15 protein-coding genes are annotated in these 20599 nt (G+C 68.4%); 9 read left to right on the forward strand and 6 right to left on the reverse strand.

Annotation, left to right across the window (positions count from 1 at the left end):
* Nucleotides 1-49: 49 nt before the first annotated feature.
* Nucleotides 50-823 (reverse strand): pirin family protein, encoded by a 774-nt coding sequence (locus ACFK0J_RS40290; RefSeq protein ID WP_378743354.1) that lies wholly within the window; start codon nucleotides 821-823, stop codon nucleotides 50-52.
* A gap of 259 nt (nucleotides 824-1082) precedes the next feature.
* Between ACFK0J_RS40290 and ACFK0J_RS40295 the strand changes: the two genes are divergently transcribed.
* Nucleotides 1083-1547, forward strand: coding sequence for an NUDIX hydrolase (locus tag ACFK0J_RS40295; protein WP_378735238.1), 465 nt, complete (start codon nucleotides 1083-1085; stop codon nucleotides 1545-1547).
* Between the two features lie 198 nt (nucleotides 1548-1745).
* Nucleotides 1746-3113: an MFS transporter gene (locus ACFK0J_RS40300; protein WP_378743356.1), complete on the forward strand. Its 1368-nt coding sequence runs from the start codon at nucleotides 1746-1748 to the stop codon at nucleotides 3111-3113.
* A 17-nt stretch (nucleotides 3114-3130) separates the two neighbouring features.
* Here ACFK0J_RS40300 and ACFK0J_RS40305 read toward each other — a convergent pair whose 3' ends face one another.
* Nucleotides 3131-3670, reverse strand: coding sequence for a hypothetical protein (locus ACFK0J_RS40305; RefSeq protein WP_378735240.1), 540 nt, complete (start codon nucleotides 3668-3670; stop codon nucleotides 3131-3133).
* 215 nt (nucleotides 3671-3885) lie between these two features.
* Between ACFK0J_RS40305 and ACFK0J_RS40310 the strand changes: the two genes are divergently transcribed.
* On the forward strand, nucleotides 3886-5466 hold the full coding sequence (locus ACFK0J_RS40310; RefSeq protein WP_378735242.1) for a DUF4185 domain-containing protein: 1581 nt from the start codon (nucleotides 3886-3888) through the stop codon (nucleotides 5464-5466).
* On the opposite strand, the gene ACFK0J_RS40315 is transcribed toward ACFK0J_RS40310, so the two are convergent.
* From ACFK0J_RS40315 to ACFK0J_RS40325, 3 genes are read right to left on the reverse strand one after another with little or no spacing between them, the layout of a single operon-like run.
* Nucleotides 5435-6328: a biotin-dependent carboxyltransferase family protein gene (locus ACFK0J_RS40315; RefSeq protein WP_378735244.1), complete on the reverse strand. Its 894-nt coding sequence runs from the start codon at nucleotides 6326-6328 to the stop codon at nucleotides 5435-5437. The two genes, ACFK0J_RS40310 and ACFK0J_RS40315, sit on opposite strands and share 32 nt — an antisense overlap.
* The gene (locus tag ACFK0J_RS40320) at nucleotides 6325-7029 is read right to left on the reverse strand and encodes an allophanate hydrolase subunit 1 (RefSeq protein WP_378735248.1); all 705 of its coding nucleotides are present in this window, start codon (nucleotides 7027-7029) and stop codon (nucleotides 6325-6327) included. The genes ACFK0J_RS40315 and ACFK0J_RS40320 overlap by 4 nt, the downstream gene beginning before the upstream one ends.
* 41 nt (nucleotides 7030-7070) lie before the next feature.
* Nucleotides 7071-7826 carry a LamB/YcsF family protein gene (locus ACFK0J_RS40325; RefSeq protein ID WP_378735250.1) on the reverse strand — a complete coding sequence of 252 codons (756 nt, stop codon included), beginning with the start codon at nucleotides 7824-7826 and terminating at the stop codon, nucleotides 7071-7073.
* Between the two features lie 178 nt (nucleotides 7827-8004).
* Between ACFK0J_RS40325 and ACFK0J_RS40330 the strand changes: the two genes are divergently transcribed.
* A complete protein-coding gene (locus tag ACFK0J_RS40330; protein ID WP_378735252.1) occupies nucleotides 8005-8820 on the forward strand; it encodes a hypothetical protein in 816 nt (271 codons plus the stop codon).
* Here the strand turns inward: ACFK0J_RS40330 and ACFK0J_RS40335 are convergent.
* Entirely contained in the window at nucleotides 8817-10277 is a 1461-nt protein-coding gene (locus ACFK0J_RS40335) for a CCA tRNA nucleotidyltransferase (RefSeq protein WP_378735254.1), read from the reverse strand. The genes ACFK0J_RS40330 and ACFK0J_RS40335 overlap by 4 nt on opposite strands.
* A gap of 190 nt (nucleotides 10278-10467) precedes the next feature.
* On the opposite strand from ACFK0J_RS40335, the gene ACFK0J_RS40340 reads away from it, so the two are divergent.
* The 5 genes from ACFK0J_RS40340 (at nucleotide 10468) to ACFK0J_RS40360 (ending at nucleotide 20500) form a co-directional block, all read left to right on the forward strand.
* Complete coding sequence (locus ACFK0J_RS40340; RefSeq protein WP_218472483.1) at nucleotides 10468-11004, forward strand: NUDIX hydrolase; 537 nt, start codon at nucleotides 10468-10470, stop codon at nucleotides 11002-11004.
* A 188-nt stretch (nucleotides 11005-11192) separates the two neighbouring features.
* On the forward strand, nucleotides 11193-13814 hold the full coding sequence (locus ACFK0J_RS40345; RefSeq protein ID WP_378735257.1) for a DUF6049 family protein: 2622 nt from the start codon (nucleotides 11193-11195) through the stop codon (nucleotides 13812-13814).
* A 1008-nt stretch (nucleotides 13815-14822) separates the two neighbouring features.
* A complete protein-coding gene (locus ACFK0J_RS40350) occupies nucleotides 14823-18632 on the forward strand; it encodes a lipid II flippase MurJ (RefSeq protein WP_378735259.1) in 3810 nt (1269 codons plus the stop codon).
* 334 nt (nucleotides 18633-18966) lie between these two features.
* Nucleotides 18967-19587: an RNA polymerase sigma factor SigM gene (gene sigM / locus ACFK0J_RS40355; protein ID WP_378743358.1), complete on the forward strand. Its 621-nt coding sequence runs from the start codon at nucleotides 18967-18969 to the stop codon at nucleotides 19585-19587.
* Nucleotides 19588-19690: 103 nt separating this feature from the next.
* Complete coding sequence (locus ACFK0J_RS40360; RefSeq protein ID WP_378735261.1) at nucleotides 19691-20500, forward strand: hypothetical protein; 810 nt, start codon at nucleotides 19691-19693, stop codon at nucleotides 20498-20500.
* Nucleotides 20501-20599: the final 99 nt, after the last annotated feature.

Here is a 20599-nt window from a genome sequence, read left to right on the forward strand (position 1 = left end):
ATCGCCTACTGATCGCGCGCGCTATTGGCGGATGTTAATGCGGCGCGGCCTACTGGGCGCCCAACCGCGCGTGCATCTCCCACACCAGAATTTCCGACGGTCGGCGGGCGATGACGCGTTGGCCGCCGGTTCTGGTCAGCCGGACCGCGTCGCCCTCGTCCAGCGTGCCGACGCCCTCCATCTCCACCTCGCCGCGGGCGACGAATACGTGCAGGTACGGCGCGTCCGGCAGGTCGATGATGTGGTCGGCCTCGCCGGGCATCCGGGCCACGTGGAATGCCGCATGACTGCTGTTGATGGCGATGGCGGTGCGATCGCGGTAGCGCGGCAGGCCGGCGGCCACGGTCACCAGGCTGCCGGTCGCCAGCGCGTCGTCGATCTCGAGCTGTTGGTAGCCGGGTGTCAGGCCTGGTTCGTCGGGGACCACCCACATCTGCACGAAATGCACCGGCTCGTGGTGCTCGGCGCCGTCCAGCCGCCACGAGTCGTTCTTCTCCGAATGCAGGATGCCGGTGCCCGCGCTCATCCGCTGTGCGAGACCCGGGTAGATGATGCCGCTGTGGCCGAGCGAGTCCTGGTGCACCAGGCTGCCGCCGAGCACCCACGTCACGATCTCCATATCCCGGTGCGGATGCGTGTCGAAACCTTGGCCGGGGGCGACGACATCCTCGTTGTTCACCAGCAGCAGGCCGTAGTGGGTGTTGTCGGGATCGTAGTGCTCCCCGAACGAGAAAGAGTGCTTCGAATCCAGCCAGGACACCCGCGTCTTCATGCGGTCGCCTGCTCGATGGACGTCGATGTGTGGTGTCGTGAGTGTGGACATCATGGTCCTCCTCTCGGGACCGTGCACCGATCACCTTTCAGGGTAGGAGCACATCCGTCGCGGTACTCCACATTCCTAGTAAATTGTCCTGCACTCGGCATTTTACGCGAGCGACCAGCGGGTGAACGTCAGGCGAGCAGAACCGGCCGGTACGCCGAACGGCTGGGCGGCCCGCCGACGACAGCGGCGCAACCCGGCACCGTATCGGCGCCGGATTCGTAATATGAAGTGCGGCAACGTAACCGGAGGTGACGGCGGGATGCGATCCGAGGCGCTCGCACGCATCGAGCGACAACTCCGTAGCGAAGCGCGCCGCGACGGCATCGCACATTTCGTCGTCGGCGTCGCGGTCTTCCGCGACCGCAAACTTCTGGTGGTCCGCCGAGTGCCCGACGACTATCACGGCGGCATGTACGAACTACCCGGTGGCGGAGTCGAATCCGGCGAAACATTCGCCGAATGCGTCGCGCGCGAATTGTTCGAGGAAACCGGCCTGCGCGTGCGCACCATCACCGGCTTCCTCGGCGGCTTCGACTACGCCACCAGAACCAAGTCCAAGGTGCGCAAATACAGCTTCGTAGTAGAGGTCGAACCCGGTGAAGTCGCGCTGGCCCCCGGCGAACACGACGCCTTCGCCTGGATAGACGCCACCGCCCTGCACGACCTACCCATGGCCCCCGACATGCGCGAGGCCGTAAGCGCCCTCGTCACCGACTCCCGTTGAACCCCCGCATATTACGCACCAACGCCCCACCACCGCCACGGCCGTCGAGCGCCGTTCGCAACCTGTCTCGCATGCATGCCCCGCACGATCGACCACATCCCACCCCCGACCCACCACCCGCGAGTCTTACGAGCGCCGTTCGCGGCCCGTCTCGCCGCGCCCGCGCGGCCAAATGCACAGTAACCTCACGGCGTGTCCATTCCCTCTCGCTCGGAGAGTTCCATTCCCTCGGATGAGCGGCCGGTTCCGCTGCGGACCGCGCTGCGGGAGAGCCCCGGGGTGGTGCGGCTTGCGCTGGTGCGGTTCGCCGGTCAGTTCGGCGACGGCATGTTTCAGGCGGCGTTGTCGGGGGCGATTCTGTTCAATCCCGAGCGGCAGACCGATCCGCTGGCCATTGCGGCGGGTTTCGCGGTGTTGTTGTTGCCGTATTCGCTGATCGGGCCGTATGCGGGGGCGCTGCTGGATCGGTGGGATCGGCGCACCGTATTGCTGGTGGCGAACGTGCTGCGTGCGGTGCTGATCGGGCTGGTGTGCGCGGGGCTGCTCGCCGGTATCGGGGAGACGCCGCTGCTTCTGCTGGCGTTGGCGGTGGTGGGGATCAGCCGGTTCGTGCTGTCGGGTGTGTCGGCGGCGTTGCCTCGGGTGCTTGCCCAGCACTGGCTGGTGCCGATGAATTCGGTACTCGCCACGGTGGCTTCCGGGTGTGCGGGGCTGGGTGCGGCTACCTCGGTGGCGGTGATCGGCTGGATCGGCGCGGGTGATTTCGGGTCGGCGGTGGCGGTCGCGGCGAGCGGTGTCGGGTCGGTGGTGAGCGCGCTACTGGCTGCCGGGTTCGCCCCGCGAGTGCTCGGACCGGACGCGGGCCAGGTGGCGACCGAGAGTGCGCTGCGGGCCATCGCCACCGGGTTGCGCACGGGTGCGACGGCGGTGTGGGAGTCGGTGCAGGTCACCACCGCGATGCTGGGTATCGGCACGCATCGAATCGTGTTCGGCACCAACACCTTGATCATGGTGCTCGTGCTGCGGCAGACACCGACCGAGGGTTCCGGATTGAGTAGCGGATTGCTCGGGTTCGGCGTGGCCATTGCCGCGACCGCGGCGGGAATGCTGGTGGCCGCCGTGGTGGCGCCGTTGCTGATTCCCCGGCTCGGGCGGCCGCGAACGGTCGTGGTCGGCTTGCTGACGGCGACGGTGGTGCAGTTGACACTGGTCACCCCTATCGCCTTCGCCGATTCTCCGTCCGCCGTGCAGCGGGCGCATCAGCTCCTGCTGGTCGGGGCGTTCTTGCTCGGGCTGGCCGGACAGACGATCAAACTGACCGGCGATGCGACCATGCAGATCGATATCGATGACGCGCGGCGCGGGCAGGTATTCGCACTGCAGGACACCGTGTTCAATATCGCCTTCATTCTGGCGATTGCCGCCGCCGCGCTGGTTATCCCGGACGACGGCCGGTCGCTGCCGGTGATTGTGGCGGGTGCCGGAATCTATTGCGCGGGTATTGCCGCCATCGCACTCAATGCGCGTCGGCGGATCGGTCCGGCGATCGACCGGGGAGCGGAGTGAATTTTTGGAGGCCGAATTCAGGTGATGATCGGATCGTCGTCGAGGTGGCGTCCGACCGGGTTCAGCCATTGGGCGAAGTAGTGGGGTAGGTCGGGCGGTGGTAGGTCGGGCGCGGGCGCCGCGGAATGATCGTTTTCCGGCAGCTGTTCGGCATCGGCACCCGGTTGTTCGGGCACCGAATCCGACGATGGGTCACTGGCGTCGGGCAGAACGGTGTGCTCCTCGGCGTCGAGGTGATCGGTGCGCACGATCCAGTCGAGTGGTTCGCTGACGGCGTCCGACGCGGTTCCGGTGATGTGATGGTTCCAGGTGCCGAGGCCGGTCGGATCGGTATAGAAGTGGTCGAGGACGCCGTCGTCGTCCAGATCGAGCGCCGCCACGTCGGCGACGCCGGAGCCAGCGGTGTCCCACATGGCGTCGTCGGTGAGGCCGTCGCCGTCGAAGTCGAGGCGCACGGCGTCGGCCGTGCCCGGCCCGGCCAATTCCAAATCCGCCTGGCTGGACCACACGTGCACGGGGCCGTCACCCGTGCCGAACACATACTCGATCTCGTTCATATTTGTTTGGACGCGCGCGGGTGGCCTTCGGTTCCCTATTTCGCGCAGACCATTCCGGTAGGTTCATTTTCACTTCGACCCGATTCGACAGGAGTCAATGACACATGGCTTTTCCGGCGAAGAACTCCGATATTCCGCGAAACCGACTAGGTGCTTGCGAAACCCGGTCGTACCCGCTCACCCGGGCCGCCGAATAGCGGGGTCTACCGGCCGTCATGCGTCGACGTGGAAACAAATCCCCGTGGGTACCGGTGCTGTTCGGTGCGCTGATCGGCGGCGCGCTCCCCGTCCCGGCCGCGCAGGCGGGTCCGTTCCCGTGGGCGCCGTTACCGGTGAACAGTTGCGGGGAAGTCGGTTTCGATCCGCTGAACCGCGAGCGTGATCCGGCGCTGCCACCCCCGCCGCCGGTGGAGCTGCCGGAGCGGATCGTCATTCCGGTGCCGATCCCGCAACCCACCCCGGTACCGGTACCCGACCCGCCACCGGACAACACCAGGATCGATCCCGAACCACTGGCGATCGATCCGTGCCATACCCCGTGCCCCGATATCCGCGATGCCGCGAAACAACCTGAGCAGGACCCTGGTCGGACTCCGGCCCCGGCGCCCGGTGATGGTCCGAGTTCGGGTTCCGCAGCGGGGTCGGCGGCCCCGATCGAAGTGCCACGCATCGAGATCGAACCCGAGATCGAACCCATCCCCGTCCCGGTGCCCGGCGGCCCCGGTGCGGCGCCACAGCCCGCCCCGCCGCAGGTAGTGCACCCCACCGAACCGGGCCCGCTCGCCGCCGCGGTGCCCGAACCGCGCGTCGCATCGGTGCGACTGGCGGGTCAGGTGACCGGGCACGGTTCGCAGAACCGTACCGATGTGCGCTGGCAGGTGGACGGCACGGATCTCGGCGTGATGTGGGAGACCAGGCCGGGTGAGGTCGCCGTGGCGTTCGGTGACACCTTCGGCGAGGGCTGGCAGGTGGGCGGTGCCGGTCGGGAAGACCAGGATTGGCGCAGCAATGTCCTGGGGTACAGCACCGATCGCGACCTGTCCGACGGCCTGTCGCTGGACAGCATGGTGCAGGACAGCCCGTGCCACGCCGCCGAGATCCTGGCCAGCCGCAAGATCAAGAACTGGGAGACCACCACCATCCCGACCTCCGGGTTCGCCCTCGGCGATCGCCAATATCTGAGCTACATGTCGGTGAATCGGTGGAGCCGGATCCCCGGCCTGTGGCGCAGCAACTACGGCGGACTCGCCTACTCCGACGACAACGGGCGCACCTGGACCAAGGATCAGCATGCCAAGTGGGACAACCTCTTCGGTGTCGGCCGGTTCCAGGTCGCGGCGATGGTGCCGCAGGGTGACTACGTCTACATGTTCGGTACGCCCAACGGACGCCTAGGGATGATCGGGCTGGCGCGCGTGCCGAAGGACCACGTGCTCAACAGGTCCGCCTATCAATACTGGGTAAACGGCAGTTGGGCGCCCGCGGCGGAAAACGAGGCCACCCCACTGTTTGTCGGACTGGCCGGCGAGTTGTCCGTGCGCTACGACCGGGACAACGAACAGTGGCAGATGGTGTATCTCGACCCGATTCGCAGTGCGATCGTGATCCGTAATGCGGGTAGCCCGCAAGGTGTATGGACCGAACCGGTAGAGCTCGTCTCCACCAACGACTATCCGAAGTCCTACGGCGGCTTCATTCATCCGTGGTCGACCGGCCGGGACCTGTACTTCACCCTCTCGTCCTGGGACAGCTACAACGTGTATCTCATGCACGCCGAGCTGGATTCACCGAACTGAGATCGGCGCGAGCCGGACGGAAGCGGACGGGCTGACCGGGCCGGGCCTGCGCGACGGCGTCGACGTCCGCGTCGATGACGACCGCGACCACCGGATAGCCGCCGGTGATCGGATGATCCGCGAGGAACACCACCGGCTGTCCGCTCGGCGGGACTTGGATCGAGCCGAGCGCCATGCCTTCGGTCGGCAGTTCGCGTTCCACCGTTCGTTCCAATGGCGGTCCCTCGCGGCGATCCAGCCGGGCCCCCACCCGATCGGTGTCGGTGGACATCACCCACACACCCTCGAAAAGTGCTGTCGGGTCGGTGAACCAGTCGTCGCGCGGACCGAGCACCGCGCGGATCGTGACGATATCCGCGGGCGGATCGGCGACCGGTGCGAAGTCGATGACCGGAATGGTGTTCGGCGCCGGTCCGATCGGCAGCGTATCGCCGGGGCACAGCGGAACCGGGCCGATGCCCGACAGAGTGTCGCGGCTGCGCGAACCGAGCACCGGCGGCACCGCGATCCCGCCACGCACGGCCAGGTAACTCCGCAGGCCGACGGTTGCGAGGCCGAGCCGAAGCGCCTGTCCCGCCTCGAGTTCCAGCACGCTGGCGTGCCCGACCGGTGTCGCGTCCACCACGGCCGGGGCGGGCGCACCGGTGACCGCGACGGTGACATGCGTATCCGCTCGCAGCACCAACCCACCGAGCAGCACCTCGAGACCCGCGTACTCCTCGGGATTTCCGACCAGCCGATTGGCCAACCGGAACGACGAGCGGTCGGCCGCACCGGCCGGGCCGACCCCGGAGCCGAACCACCCTGGCCTGCCGAGGTCTTGGACGGTGGCGAGCGGCCCGACCTGCTCGATCACGATCATCCGTTGGACCCTTCGTCGACGAATCGGACCAACCCGCCTGCGCGGATCAGCGCGGGTGGGTCCCGGTCCACGTCCCACATCCGCAGGTCGGTCGTGCCGATCAGATGCCAGCCACCGGGGGTGCTGCGCGGGTACACCGCCGAATATCCACCGGCCAGCGCGACCGCACCCGCGGGAATCGTGGTGCGGGCCTGCGATCGGCGCGGCACGGTCAGTCGGGCATCGGGGGACTCCAGATAGCCGAAGCCAGGAGCGAATCCGACGAAGGCGCACCGCCAGACCGTGCCGGTATGTTCGGCCACCACCCGCGCTTCGCTGATCCCGAGTAATCGCGCTACCTCGGCGAGATCGGCACCGTCGTAGCGCACCGGGATCACCACCGGATCGTCGGCAGAATCGTTGTCCGGCAGTGTTCCACGGGAAACAATGTCCGAATCCCGCGCCGCGGTCCGCTGTTGCATTTCGCGAAGGATCTTCTCGATCGCACGGCGGACGGATTCCGCATACGCCGGTGAAACCAGCGTCACGAGAACGGTTTCCGCGGCGGGCAGCACATCTTCCACGCCGCTCGGCGTGCCGGCTCGCAGCGCCGCAACCAGTTTCGCTACCGCACCACGGTGCGACGGCAGCACCAGCCACGCCCGATCACCAGCAGGCCGGATCAGCCGATCCGGGTCGAAATCGTCCGGTGCCGAAGGCATCACCGCACCCCGTCCTTCGTCGAACGGCTGCCGCGCATGCTTCAGCCGAACGGTTCGACCGGCACCCCGACCTCGTCCAGGGCGGTGCGGATGAGCCGGGCCATCTCGACCGCGGCGGGCGTGTCGCCGTGCACACAAATGCTCGCCGCGCGCACCGCCACCTCACCGGACCCGTCGACCGTGCGGGCGGTACCCGACATGGCGATCGAAACCGCCTGCGCGACCGCCTCGTTGGTGCGCAGCACCGCACCGGGTAGGCCACGCGCGGCCAACGTGCCGGTCGGCGTGTACGCGCGGTCGGCGAAACCCTCGCCCACGAAACGCACCTCGGCGGCCTCGGCGGCCTCTTCCAGCTGAGTTCCGGCCGGGCCGAGCAGCGCCAGGCCGGAGTCGTAGTCGGTCATCGCGGCCAGCACCGCGTCCGCGAGCTGCCGGTCGCGCGTGGCCGAATGGTAGAGCGCACCATGTGGTTTCACGTACTGCACCCGATCGCCCGCCGCCTTGGCGAACGCGTCGAGACTGCCGATCTGATACAGCACCTCGTCGCGCAGCTCGCCCGGGACCATCGTGATCTCGCGGCGACCGAACCCCGCCAGATCGCGGTACCCCACATGAGCGCCGATCCTGACCCCCTTCGTCACGGCGAGTTCGCAGGTCCGGCGCATGATCGAGGGATCGCCCGCGTGGAACCCGCACGCGATGTTGGCGCTGGTGACGATGTCCAGCATCGCCGCGTCGTCGCCCATCGTCCACGGCCCGAAGCCCTCGCCGAGATCACTGTTCAGATCCAGCGGCATGTGAAACCTTCCCGTGGCGTTGTGTCGGAGACAGAACCCTGATTGTCGTTCCGACGGCGTTCTACAAGCAAGAATGCCCGGACCGCGGCGAATTATCCGCAGCTCACCGGCGCACAGCGCGACCTGGATCACTCCACGATGGTCCAGTCCGGCGACGGCTTGTACGCTCGGACCAATCATGGCCACGTATTTCGATCCGAAGTCCTGGTCGCCGTTGCGGGCTGTCGATCTCGGCAAGCGCCTGTTCGAGCAATCCTGGCTGGAGCAGTGGATCGCCGTCACCACCTCCTGGGTGGATCCGGTCGCCGACCTCGGCGCGGGCACCGTCACGGCGCTGATGCCGGACGCCCTGATGACCGTGCTCAGCGAAGGCATTCTCAGTCGATTCGGCGGGCAAGAGGTGAGCGCCACCCTGCTCGGGCACGACCTGCACGCCACGCTGCAGGTGCTGAAGGTCCGGCGGCGTGGCGCGCACTTCCAGACCAAGACGGTGCTGTCCCGGCTGCGCTGGGATGATCACCCGATCGAGGCCGTGACCGTCATCGCGCACGGCGTTCGCCTGATCCCCGGTATGCCGACGAAGGTACGGGCCGCGCGGCTCGACCTCGATGGCACGGTCACCACCGCCGCGCTGGTCGGCTGGATCAACACCCAGCCGCTGGACTGGCAGCTCGACGTGGACGACAGCGGGCTGATCCGCGCCAAGCACCGCCGAAGACGGCTGACGGCGCTGGTAGACGCCTCGGTGACGGACAACCGGGTCACCGTCGACCTGCACCGGGCCACCTGGCTCGGCCTGCGGGTCCCGCGCCGGATGATCGGCGCGCCCGCGCTGCTGCTGGAACAACTGCCGAATCAGGCGCGCATCGTGCACGCCACCCGAGACGGCGACCTGGTGCGCTTCCGGATCGAGCTGCCGGAGATCACCGGATCGTTCGATCTCGCGCAGATCCGTTCCGCCATCGTCACCGGAACCACGCTGATCGTCTTCTAATCCTGCGCCTTCCACCACTCCCGCAGCGCCGCCTCCGCCTCCTCGCGGGTCATCGGACCGCGATCCAACCGCAGCTCCTTCAGGAACCGCCACGCCTTCCCGACCTCGGGACCCGGTGGCAGACCGAGCAATTCCATGATCGCGTTGCCGTCCAGATCGGGCCGGACCTTGGCCAGATCCTCCTGCTCGCGCAGCCGCTCGATCCGCGACTCCAGCTCGTCGTAGGTGGCGCGCAACGCGGCGGCCCTGCGCTTGTTGCGGGTGGTGCAGTCGGCGCGGACCAGTTTGTGCAGGCGGGGGAGCAGGTCGTCGGCGTCGGTGACGTAGCGGCGCACCGCGGAATCGGTCCACTGTCCCTTGCCATAGCCGTGGAACCGCAAGTGCAGGAACACCAGCCGGGCCACGTCCTCGGTGAACTGCTTCGGGTACTTCAGCGCCCGCATCCGCTTGCGGACCATCTTCGCCCCGACCACCTCGTGGTGGTGGAAGCTGACGCCGCCGCCCGGCTCGTTGCGTTTGGTGTCCGGCTTGCCGATGTCGTGCAGCAGCGCGGCCCAGCGCAACACCAGGTCGGGGTCGCCGTCCTCCAGATCGATGGCCTGCTGCAGCACGGTGAGCGAGTGCCAGTAGACGTCCTTGTGCTGGTGGTGTTCGTCGATCTCCAGCTTCATCGCGGGCACCTCGGGCAGCACCCGCTGGGCCAGGCCGGTCTCGCACATGATGTTGATGCCGTCGATCGGGTGCGCGCCGCCGATCAACTTGTCGAGTTCCACCCGGACGCGCTCGGCGGTGATCCGCTCGATTTGATCGGCCATCGCGGTGATCGCCTCGCGGACCCGCGGATGCAGCTCGAAGCCGAGCTGCGCGACGAACCGGGCCGCGCGCAACATGCGCAGCGGGTCGTCGTTGAACGAATCCTCCGGCGCGGCAGGCGTATCCAGCATGCCCGCGAGCAGCGCGTCCATTCCGCCGAGCGGGTCGACGAACTCCAGCGAACCGTCCGCGCCGATCCGCACGGCCATCGCGTTGACGGTGAAGTCCCGGCGCACCAGATCGTCGGCCAGGGTGTCGCCGAAGGTGACCTCGGGATTGCGGGAGACCCGGTCGTAGTTGTCGCTGCGGAAGGTGGTGATCTCCAGCTGTTGGCCGCCCTTCGACCCGCTCACCGTGCCGAACGCCAAACCGCCCGTGTCCCACAGATGATCGGCCCAGCCGCGCAGCATCTCCTGCACCTGCTCCGGGCGCGCGTCGGTGGTGAAGTCGAGATCGGTCCCCAGCCGCCCGAGCACCGCGTCCCGCACACTGCCGCCGACCAGGTACAGCTCATACCCCCGCGCCGCGAACATCTCGCCGAGCGGTTCCAGCACATCGGACAGTCCGCCCAACGTCACCGCCGCAGCAGCCAGCAATCGGGTACGTCTATCCAGCTCTGCGTCATCGGACTCGGTCGAAACCACAAAACAGCAGCCTACCGAGGCGCGCCAGTCCTTATACCGGCGCAACCCCCGGCGTGCGGCGCGCACCACATCAGCTGAGCTGGCGGCGCCCAACCACGCGCAACGGAGCCCCGCGACCCGCCCGACTTCCGCGAGCGCCGTTCGCGGCCGGGCGGCAGGAAGGGCAAATCCAACACAGTAGGATTGCTTGGTGTCTCCGGCCGATCGAGCGAACAGTCGACGCCGCCAGCCTCGGCGCCGCGGTTCGGCGGCCAACGCGGCGAAACCGCGCATGCGCACGGTGCGCGAGACCTCGGCCGGCGGCCTGGTGGTCGATGGCTTGGACGGGCCGAGGGAGAAGCGAAGCGCGGCGCTGATCGGGCGAACGGACCGGCGCGGACGGTTGCTGTGGTCGCTGCCGAAGGGGCATATCGAAGAGGGAGAGACCTCCGAGCAAACCGCCATCCGTGAGGTTGCCGAGGAGACCGGCATCAACGGTGTGGTGGTGGCCGAACTCGGCAGCATCGATTACTGGTTCGTCACCGACGGTCGTCGGGTACACAAGACCGTGCATCATTACCTATTGCGTTCCACCGGCGGCGAATTATCCGACGCCGACGTGGAGGTCACCCAAGTGGCGTGGGTCCCGTTGAGCGAGTTGCACTCTCGATTGGCCTACGCTGACGAACGGCGCCTGGCCGAGGTGGCGAACAAGCTGATCGACCGGATGGAGACCGGCAAGCGATGACCCAGACTTTTCGGCATCGCGCAGCGATTCCGTGGGGGGTGGTTGGGCGACGGGTGTGGCTGCATCGCGTAGCGATTCCATGGGGAGTGGCCGGGCGACGGGTGTGGCTGCATCGCGTAGCGATTCCATGGGGGGCGGTGGCCGGGCGACGGGTGTGGCTGCATCGCGTAGCGATTCCATGGGGGGCGGTGGCCGGGCGACGGGTGGGCCTGTTCCGGATCATTGTGGCGGTCCTGACCATCCTCGGTTCGGCGACGACGCTGCCGACGCTGCTGCCCGGCGCGGCGCAGGCGCAACCCACCGGCACCGGGACGGCGACGGGGCCGAAATTCCTGAAGCTGTCACTGGATTCGGTGACGCCGACCGCGGTGACCACGACCAGCGATCCGGTCCTCACCATCTCCGGGACGGTCACCAATATCGGTGATCGCCGGGTCGAGGACATCAGCGTCCGAGTGCAGCGTGCGGCCGCGATCACCGCGCCGAGCAACCTGCGCGCGACACTGCGGCTGGATCAGGTCAACTACGACGTGAACGGTGACTTCGAAGAGGTCGCGACGCTACTCGATCCGGGCGATCGCAAGAAGTTCACGGTGACCGTCCCGCTGCGCGCGGGTGGCGGCAGCACGACCACCTCGCTGGATATCGGCAAGCCCGGTGTGTATCCGCTGCTGTTGAATGTGAACGGCGAACCGGCCTATGGCACCCAGGCCCGGCTCGACGACGCCAGATTCCTGCTCCCGGTGCTCGGTCTGCCGCCCGTACCGAACAGCGCCGATTCGTCGGAGACCGGCCAGCCGGTGGCCGCGCCGACCGACGCGCCGGTGGCGACAACGATGCTATGGCCACTGGCCGATCGGCCCCGCTTGGTGGCGGGCCATCCGGGGTCGGCGGACGGGAAGGCCGAACTCATCGACGACGAGCTGGCCGCCTCACTCGGCAAGGGTGGCCGCCTCGACCAGTTGCTCGCCGCGTTGGAGAGCGTGTTCGACACGGTGCCCGGCCGCGACCGCACTCTCGCGACCTCGGTGTGTCTCGCGGTCGACCCCGATCTGCTGATCACCGCGCAGGCGATGACCAAGGGTTACCGGGTGCTGGCCAGCCCGTCCGATCCCGACGGCGCGACCAGGCCGGGTACCGGGGCCGCGCAGGCACAGACCTGGCTGGCCCGGCTGCGCACGCTGGCCAGCTCGATGTGCACGGTGGCCCTGCCGTTCGCGCAGGTCGACCTCGCGGCACTGGCGGCGGTGAACGATCCGGACCTGTCGGCGCGGGCGATGAACGCGCCCGCCGAGATCGTCGACTCGATCCTGGCCACCAAGTCGGTGCGCGGCGTCAGCCTGCCGGATTCCGGCAGCATTGATACCAGTGCCGGAATCTTGTTGCGCAGCCACGGCTTCGGGACCGCGGTGCTCGCCGACTCCGCCGTCGCCCCCGAGGGCACGGCGGGTACCGCCGCGGCATCGCAACCGACCACCAGCCGGGGCGACACCAAGAACCAGCCCACCGCCACCCAGAACACGGTGAACCAGACCGCCGAACACGCCGCCCCGGAAGTGGTTCGGCTGCCCGGCGTCACCGCGGCCGTACCCGCACCGGCGCCCGCGCCCGGGCCGCCCGCCGCCGATCCGGCCGCGCCGAACGGGAATCCGGCGGCCACCCCGGCCGTCGATCCGGCACTGCGCGCCGCGACATTCGACATCTGGTCCGCGACGGCACTCGCGGCGGTCGGCTCGAATCCGCCGACACCGTCGTTCACTCCCGCCAAGGTTCGCTACGAGGTCACCAACGACTCCCGCGCCGCCCGGCTGCAGGACGCGCTCGGCGCGATCTCCTGGTCGGCGCTGAACCCGGAACCGAATCAGCCGCGCTCGTTACTGCTCGTCCCGCCGCAGCAGTGGGGTGCGAACAAGGAGGAGGCGACGGCGCTGCTGCGCCAGATCGAGCTGCTGGTGCGCGGCAACCTCGCCGTCCCGCGCCCGTTCCATGAATTGGTCGCCCAGCCGCCGGACCCGCAACCGTACGAGCTGGACTACCTGCCGCAGGCAGCGCAGGACGCGGTGCCCGACCGCTTCGTGGCGCCGGTGCGGGACCAGGGCCGCCGGATCAGCGACCTGACCCGCGCGCTCGTCGAGGTGCCGGAGGCCGAGCCGACGCCACGCCAGTTCCTCGATCCACTGCGCGACGACCTGATCCGGGTACTGAGCCTGTCCGATCGGCGGACCGGCGACGCCACGCAGGCGGACACCTTCGCGCAGCGGCGGATCGATCAGACCACCCGGGCGATGGACAAGATCTATAGCTCGGTGACCGTGCTGCCGCCGGGCGGCGTGTACACCCTCGCCTCCGAGCAGAGCCCGTTGCTGCTGGTCGCGCGCAACAATCTGCCGGTGTCCATCCGGATCAAGTTCCTGATCGAGGCACCCGCCGAGACGAAGATCACCGACCTCGGCGAGGAGCAACTGCCGCCGAAGGGGACACGCTCGTTCCAAATCCCGACCGAGGTCAGCGACAGCCGTAACCTGGTCATTCCGATTTCCCTTACCACACCCGACGGAATCGCGCTGGGTAATGCCACTTCGGTTTCGGTGCGTTCGAACGCCTATGGTCAAGCCCTGGCAATAATTACCGCATGTGCCGGATTACTGCTCTTCCTGTTGGCCGGGCGCCGCTTGTGGCGCCGGTTCCGCGGCCAACCCGATCCGGCCGACGAGGGTTTCGACCCGAGCACTCGGCGCCGGGTCAACCGGTACCGGCGTGCCAAGAAGCGGGTCATCCAGCAGGAGCAGGAGCATCAGGAGGCACAGTGAAGGACGGTCAGCCGACGACCTCCGCTGTGTCCCGATCCGCCGTCCGGTGCGATTCCGCCACGCGGGCAGCGGCTGCGTCTACCGGATTTGGACGTCCGACAAACCACAGTGGCAGAGTGGAGGACAATCGCGGAAGGCTCGCGCCGGCGCAGGGGCGGTGCGAGTGATGGGCAGTACCAGGAGGAACGGTGAGCGATTCAGCCTCGAGGCCGCTCGCCGAGCCGACCGGGATGCGCTGTCCCGCCGGGCGCAGGAGGCATGATGAGCGACGATGACTCATCGGCGCATCGGCCTCGATCCGATCGGCGCGACGGTCCACCGGCCCGTCGGGCGCCCGTTGCGCCGTGGGAACGGCTACCGCCACAGGCGGAGGCCGAGGAGCCGGACGTGAGTCCAGGCCCGTACGACGCGCCCCCGCCGCGAGTGCCGCAGGTCAGTCGTCCGTCGGCACCGCCACAGCCGTGGCCGGGTCAGCGCATGCCGCCCGGACCTCCGCAAAGACCCCCGGGACCACCGCAGCGTCCCGCGCCGGCGCCACACCCGGGACAACGGCAATATCCGGCGGCACCACCGCCGGGACCGGGACAGCCTCGGCCGATGCCGCCGGGTCAGCGTCCTGGACCACCGCCGGGACAGTCCGGCGCGATTCCTACCAGCTCGCCGCGCCCCGCGCCCGGGCAGTCCGGTGCGGCACCTACCGGCGCACCGCGGCCAGCGCCCGGCCAATCCGGTGCGATACCTACCAGCGCACCACGCCCAGCGCCGGGACAGTCCGGTGCACCACCCGCCAACTCGCCGCGGCCCACGCGGCCGGCGCCTGGCCAATCCGGTCCCATTCCGACCGGAACACCTCGGCCGCGACCTGGGCAGTCCGGCCCGATTCCGGTCGGCTCGCCGCAGTCCGGTCGGATACCACCGCCGCGCTACGCCCCGCCGCAAGCCCGGCCTGAGCCGTACCCGCCGCCGCGCCGCCGCCGACCCGCCCCGGCGGACGCCGAGCCGGCCAGGATGAGCAAAGGCCCGCGCACTCAGGAGTGGCCCGCCGCCGACAAAACCGAGGACCAGCAGCAGAACTCGAACGCGCGCCTGCTCAAGGATTCCGGTTCGATCGCGATTGCCACGTTGATCAGCCGGCTCACCGGGTTCGGCAAGCAGCTGGTGCTGGCGACCGTGCTCGGCCCGGCCATCGCCAGCGCGTTCACCTCCGCCAGCCTGATCCCGAACATGATCACCGAACTGGTGCTCGGCGCGGTGCTCACCGCGATGGTGGTGCCGACGCTGGTACGTGCCGAGAAGGAAGACGCAGACGGCGGCGTCGCGTTCGTGCGGCGGCTCGTCACAGCGGCGTTCGTGGTCTTGGCCACTGCCACGCTGCTGGCCACCGCCGCCGCGCCGATCCTGGCGACACACGTCTTCGTGGCCGCGGACGGCAAGGTCAACACCGCGCTGACCACCGCGCTGACCTTCTTGCTCTTGCCCGCGATCCTGTTCTACGGCATGTCTGCGCTGTTCACCGCGATCCTGAACACCCGGCAGGTGTTCAAACCCGGCGCGTGGGCACCGGTGATCAACAACGTCGTCGTGCTCGTCACCCTCGGCCTCTACGCCTTGACGCCCGGTGAGATCACCCTCAACCCGGTCCGGATGAGCGATCCGAAACTGCTCGTTCTCGGCGTCGGTGTCACGCTCGGCGTCGTGGCCCAGGCGTTCACCTTGCTGCCCGCGATCCGTCGGCAAGGTATCGATCTGCGTCCGCTGTGGGGTATCGACACCCGGCTCAAGCAATTCGGCGTCATGGGTGCCGCCATCATCCTGTACGTCCTGATCAGCCAGTGCGGCTTGATCTTCGCCAACCACGTCTCCTCGGCGGCCGACGAGGCGGGTCCGGCGATCTACTCGTACGCGTGGCTGCTGCTCCAATTGCCGTACGGCGTCTTGGGCGTCACCGTGCTCACCGCGATCATGCCGCGGCTGAGCCGGAACGCCGCCGACGGCGATACCCCGGCAGTGGTCGACGACCTTTCGGTCGCCACCCGACTGACCATGATCGCGCTGGTCCCCGTGGTCACCTTCCTGACGGTGGCCGGGCCGGAGTTGGGCCAGGCGCTGTTCGGCTATGCCCGGTTCGCGGGCGATGCGCAACGACTCGGCTACGCGGTGAGCTGGTCGGCCTTCGCCCTGATCCCCTATGCGCTGGTCCTGATCCACCTGCGGGTGTTCTACGCCCGAGAACAGGCGTGGACGCCGACCTGGATCATCCTCGGCATCACCGCGGTGAAGATCGTGCTCTCGGCACTGGCCCCGATGATCGCGAGCAACAGCAATCAGGTCGTGATCGTGCTCGGTGTCGCGAACGGCCTCGGGTTCGCCGCGGGCGCGGCGATCGGCGGATACCTGCTGCACCGCAGTCTCGGCGATCTCCGTATGTCCAACGTCGGCCGCACCGTCACCCGGGTGGTGCTCTCGTCGCTGGCCGGTGGCGCTGTCATGTGGATCGTGGACCGGGTGCTCGGGCTGGAACGGCTGACGGAGTCCTTCGGCGGCCCCGGCTCACTCGTGCGGGTGGCGATCACGGCGATCGTCATGTTCACGGTGGCCTTCGGCCTGATGCGACTGGCCGGGGTGCCCGAGGTCGTCGGCATCACCGTCGCGATCTCCCGGCGCCTCGGCTGGACCCCGCCCGCGCCGGATCTCGATCTCGACGGCCCGGTCCACGACCCGTACGCCACGCAGATTCTGCGCAGGCCAGACCCGATTCCGGCGTACCCCGCGTTCGACCCGTACATGGATGCTCAGACCATGGTCCTACCCGTGATCCGAGCCGACGCCGTTGACATCACCGGCATGGGCGAGTTCCCGTACCCTGTTCGGCAGAGAAGCACAAGTGGCGAAATCGCCGAAACCTCGACATACCAGGGCGAAGGAGGACCGAGGGTGAGCGACGACGCGGTGGGCGGCGTCCCAGCCGCTGATTCTTCTGCGACCACGGCAGGCGGGCTTTCGACCGATGCACCGCCACCCGGGGGACAGCCGTCGGATCCCGCGTACGTGAACCGTGCGACCGGCGCCCGGCCGCCGGATCACGACGCAGGTCCGCAGGATCAGGATGCGCCTGGGCCGGACCACCAGGGAGCCGCGCCGGTGCCCGGCGCCGCGCAGCCCGGTCCGCACGATCGGCAGAGTCAGCTGCCACCACGCGACCCGATGTACGACACCGGGATGATCCCGATCGGGTCGCCGGAAATGCCACCGCTCGGCGGCGAGAACCTGGGTTCGCGGCGAACTCCACGCGGCCCCAAGCTCATTCCCGGCGCGTCGGTGGCCGGTGGGCGGTACCGGCTGCTCGCCGGGCACGGCGGGGCTCGCGGCCTCAAGTTCTGGCAGGCCCTCGACATCAAGCTCGACCGTGAGGTCGCGCTGACCTTCGTCGACGCCGACCAGAAGGCCAGCGACAATTCCGGCCACGATGGCCCGCAGGCCATTTTGTCCCGCACGCTGCGCCTCGGCCGGATCAACTCGCCCGGTTTGGCCCGGGTGCTCGATGTCGTGCGCGGCAGTTCCGGCGGCATCGTGGTCGCCGAATGGACCCCGGGCCGCTCGCTGCGCGAGATGGCCGAGACCGTGCCGTCGCCGATCGGTGCCGCTCGCGCTATCCGGGCGCTGGCCTCGGCCGCCGAGCTGGCCCATCGCGGCGGCGGATCGCTGTCCATCGACCACCCGGACCGGGTGCGGATCAGCGCGACCGGCGACGCGGTGCTCGCCTTCCCCGGCACTCTGGCCGACTCGGACGCGCAGTCCGATGTGCGCGGCCTCGGCGCCATGCTCTACGCCCTGATCACCGCCCGCTGGCCGATCCGCTCCGGCGGGGTCACCGGCACTGCCGCAACTGTCGGAGGGTTGCGGCTTGCCGACTTCGGCCCGGACGGCACACCGGTGGAACCACGCCAGATAAGACCCGAGGTGCCCTTCGAGATCTCCGCGGTCGCGGTGCGGTCGCTGGAGTCGAACAAGGGCGTACGCACCGCCGCGACCGTGCAGCACGTGCTCGAGCAGGCGTCGGTGGTGGACCAGAAGACCGATTTCATCCCGGTGCTCCGCCTCGGCCAGCGGCCGCAGCCGGTTCCCGACGAGTCGCTCGCCGACCCGGAACTGCTTGCTGCCGAACGGGAGAGATCCCAGCGGATGATGTGGATCATGGTCGGCCTCGGTGTGCTGGCCGCGTTGGTGGTCGGCATCGTGATCTGGTGGATGGTGAGCGTGTTCGCGCCGGGCGCTTCGGACGCGCCGCTCAACGAGCAACGCAATATCGGCCTCACCACCAACAACAGCCCACCCGCCGCCACGCCGTCGGCCGCGGGGCCGACCACCGCCGCGGGCGGCGTGCCGGTTCCGGTGACCGGGGTATCGGTGTTCTCGCCGGAGGGCACCCCGGACGGCGTCGGCAGTGTCAACGCGGTGCTGGACCAGAATCCCGCCACGATGTGGCGCACGGACCAGTACTTCCAGCAGTTCCCGGCGCTGAAGAAGGGGGTCGGGCTGCTCGCGACACTACCCAGCCCGGCCAAGCTGACGAATGTCTCGATCAACTCGCCGAGTGCGGGCACCGCGGTGGAGATCCGCACCTCGCCGACCGCCTCGCCGACACTGGATCAGACCCAGCTGATCGGCACGGCCAAGCTCGGTGACGGAATCACCGATATTCCGGTGCGCACCGACCAAGCCGCTCGCTATGTGCTCGTCTGGATCACCGGACTGGGGAACTCCGGTGGTCAATTCCAAACCTCGATCGCGGATATCCGCCTCGACGCCGCGGCTTGACCGCCTCTCCGCGCTTTCAGGCCGGACTTCGGGCACCGCGTGTGACGTCGGCGACCAGCGGCGGCTAGTAGGCCGGGTCAGCCCGCATTCGATGAGTTACCCCTCCACTCGCAAGATCGGTTGTGCTGTGCCCCTTTGGGGATTCGCCCCTCGGGCCGCCGCGGTTTGGTTGCTGCCGGATCGCGACTGACGATATGATCTCCTCGCGCTCTCAGCAGGGGAGCTTCCCGGGTTCTGGTGTTTTCGATCCTGGATGCTGCGAAATTTCGGTGATGGTCGTTCATGCCCGTCGCCACCGTGAGCGCTGTCCAAGGGGTTGGCATTGTCGTCGGAACTGAACGAGGATTTCCGCGGGGGGACATCGCGGTCTGTCGCCTATCGCGAACGCTCGTTCGTGGGCGATGACTACACCGATATCGAGCTGCTGCGGGCGCACGTGCGCGGCCAGCGGCACGCCTTCGCCGAACTGCTGCGCAGGCACAACGATCATCTGTGGCAGACCGCCCTGCGCACCTCCTACACCCGCGAGGACGCGGCGGATTCACTGCAGGACGCGCTCCTGTCGGCACACCGCACGGCCGCCTCGTTCCGGGCCGAGGCCGAGGTGCGCAGCTGGCTGCACGCGATCGTGGTGAACGCCTGCCTGGATCGGATCCGGCGCAACAAGATCCGCAAAGCGGTCTCACTGACCCCGGAGACGATGCCGGAACCACGCGATGACCGGGACGCGGTGGCCGAACTGGAGATGTCGCTCGTGGTCGATCACGCGCTGTTCTCCCTGCCGCCGGACCAGCGGACCGCACTGGTTGCGATCGACCTGGAAGGGTATAGCGTGGCGGAAGCCGCCGCGATGCTCGGTGTTCCGGAGGGGACGATCAAGAGCCGCTGCGCCCGGGGCAGGCAGCGGCTACAAGAACGGCTGGAATTTCTACGCGATCCGGGGAACCGGAAGTAGTTGACATGCGTCATTAATAGTGACGAACTTGTAGACGATGTCCATGTAGTCCCCACCCCTCGAGGGGATCCCCGCGATGTCAGATGAGAACACTGGAGGTGCGATGGCAACCCGGTCCGTGCCGCAGCCTCCGTTCTCGCCCGAGCTGCTCGCCGACCTGCACGCCGACAATGTGGCCCCCGAGTTGCGCGAGCAGCTGTGGCCCGCCGTCCGGCGCGACGGAGACGCACTGCGCTTCGTGCACGCACTGGACGACGTCAGCGCCGAACTGCGCGCGCTCGGCCGCAGCGACAGCATCATTCACACGATGCCCGACGACATCGCCGCCCGGCTCGAACAGTTCGTCGATGGTTTCGATCTGCACGAGGAACCTACCGACAAAGGCGCGACCATCTACCGGCTGCCGTCCTCGGCACACTTCGAAACGGCCGATGCTCCAGCTGTTTCCACGCCCCCAGCTGTTTCCACGCCAGCCGCCGCACCGATCCCACTCGACGACCGCAGGCGCGGCAGGCTCCGCTGGCTCACCGCGGCGGCCGCCGCCGTGGCGGTCGTGGCCTGCGCCTCGATCGCACTCGCCACCTTGCGCGGCACCGACGCCCCACCGGCCGCACAACCAACCTCCGGCACCGCGCAACTCGGTGACGAACTCGGCTCGCCCGCGATGCTCAGCGCGCTCGGCCGCAACGATGCCACCGGTCTGCTCAGCAGCGCGGCCGCTCGGGAACGCTGCGTGCACGCCAACGGGCTCGACCGCACAATCCTGGGCTCGGACGACATCAACTTCGAGGGCAAGGCCGCGGTACTGATCCTGCTCACCGGGCCGCGCACTCCCAAACTCACCGCCCTCGTGGTCGGAACCGGTTGCACCACAGACGATCCCCAACGCCTGGCGCTCCGCGACATCGGTTGAGTGACCTACCCGACAATCCCGGTCGCGGGTGTCCGAGAGCCCCGGTGTCAGCACTGAGCCCAACCTCACGTGGGAGGCGACCGGTGCAGGAACAATAGC

Source organism: Nocardia brasiliensis (genome assembly GCF_042691675.1).
Classification (GTDB): Bacteria; Actinomycetota; Actinomycetes; order Mycobacteriales; family Mycobacteriaceae; genus Nocardia; species Nocardia brasiliensis_D.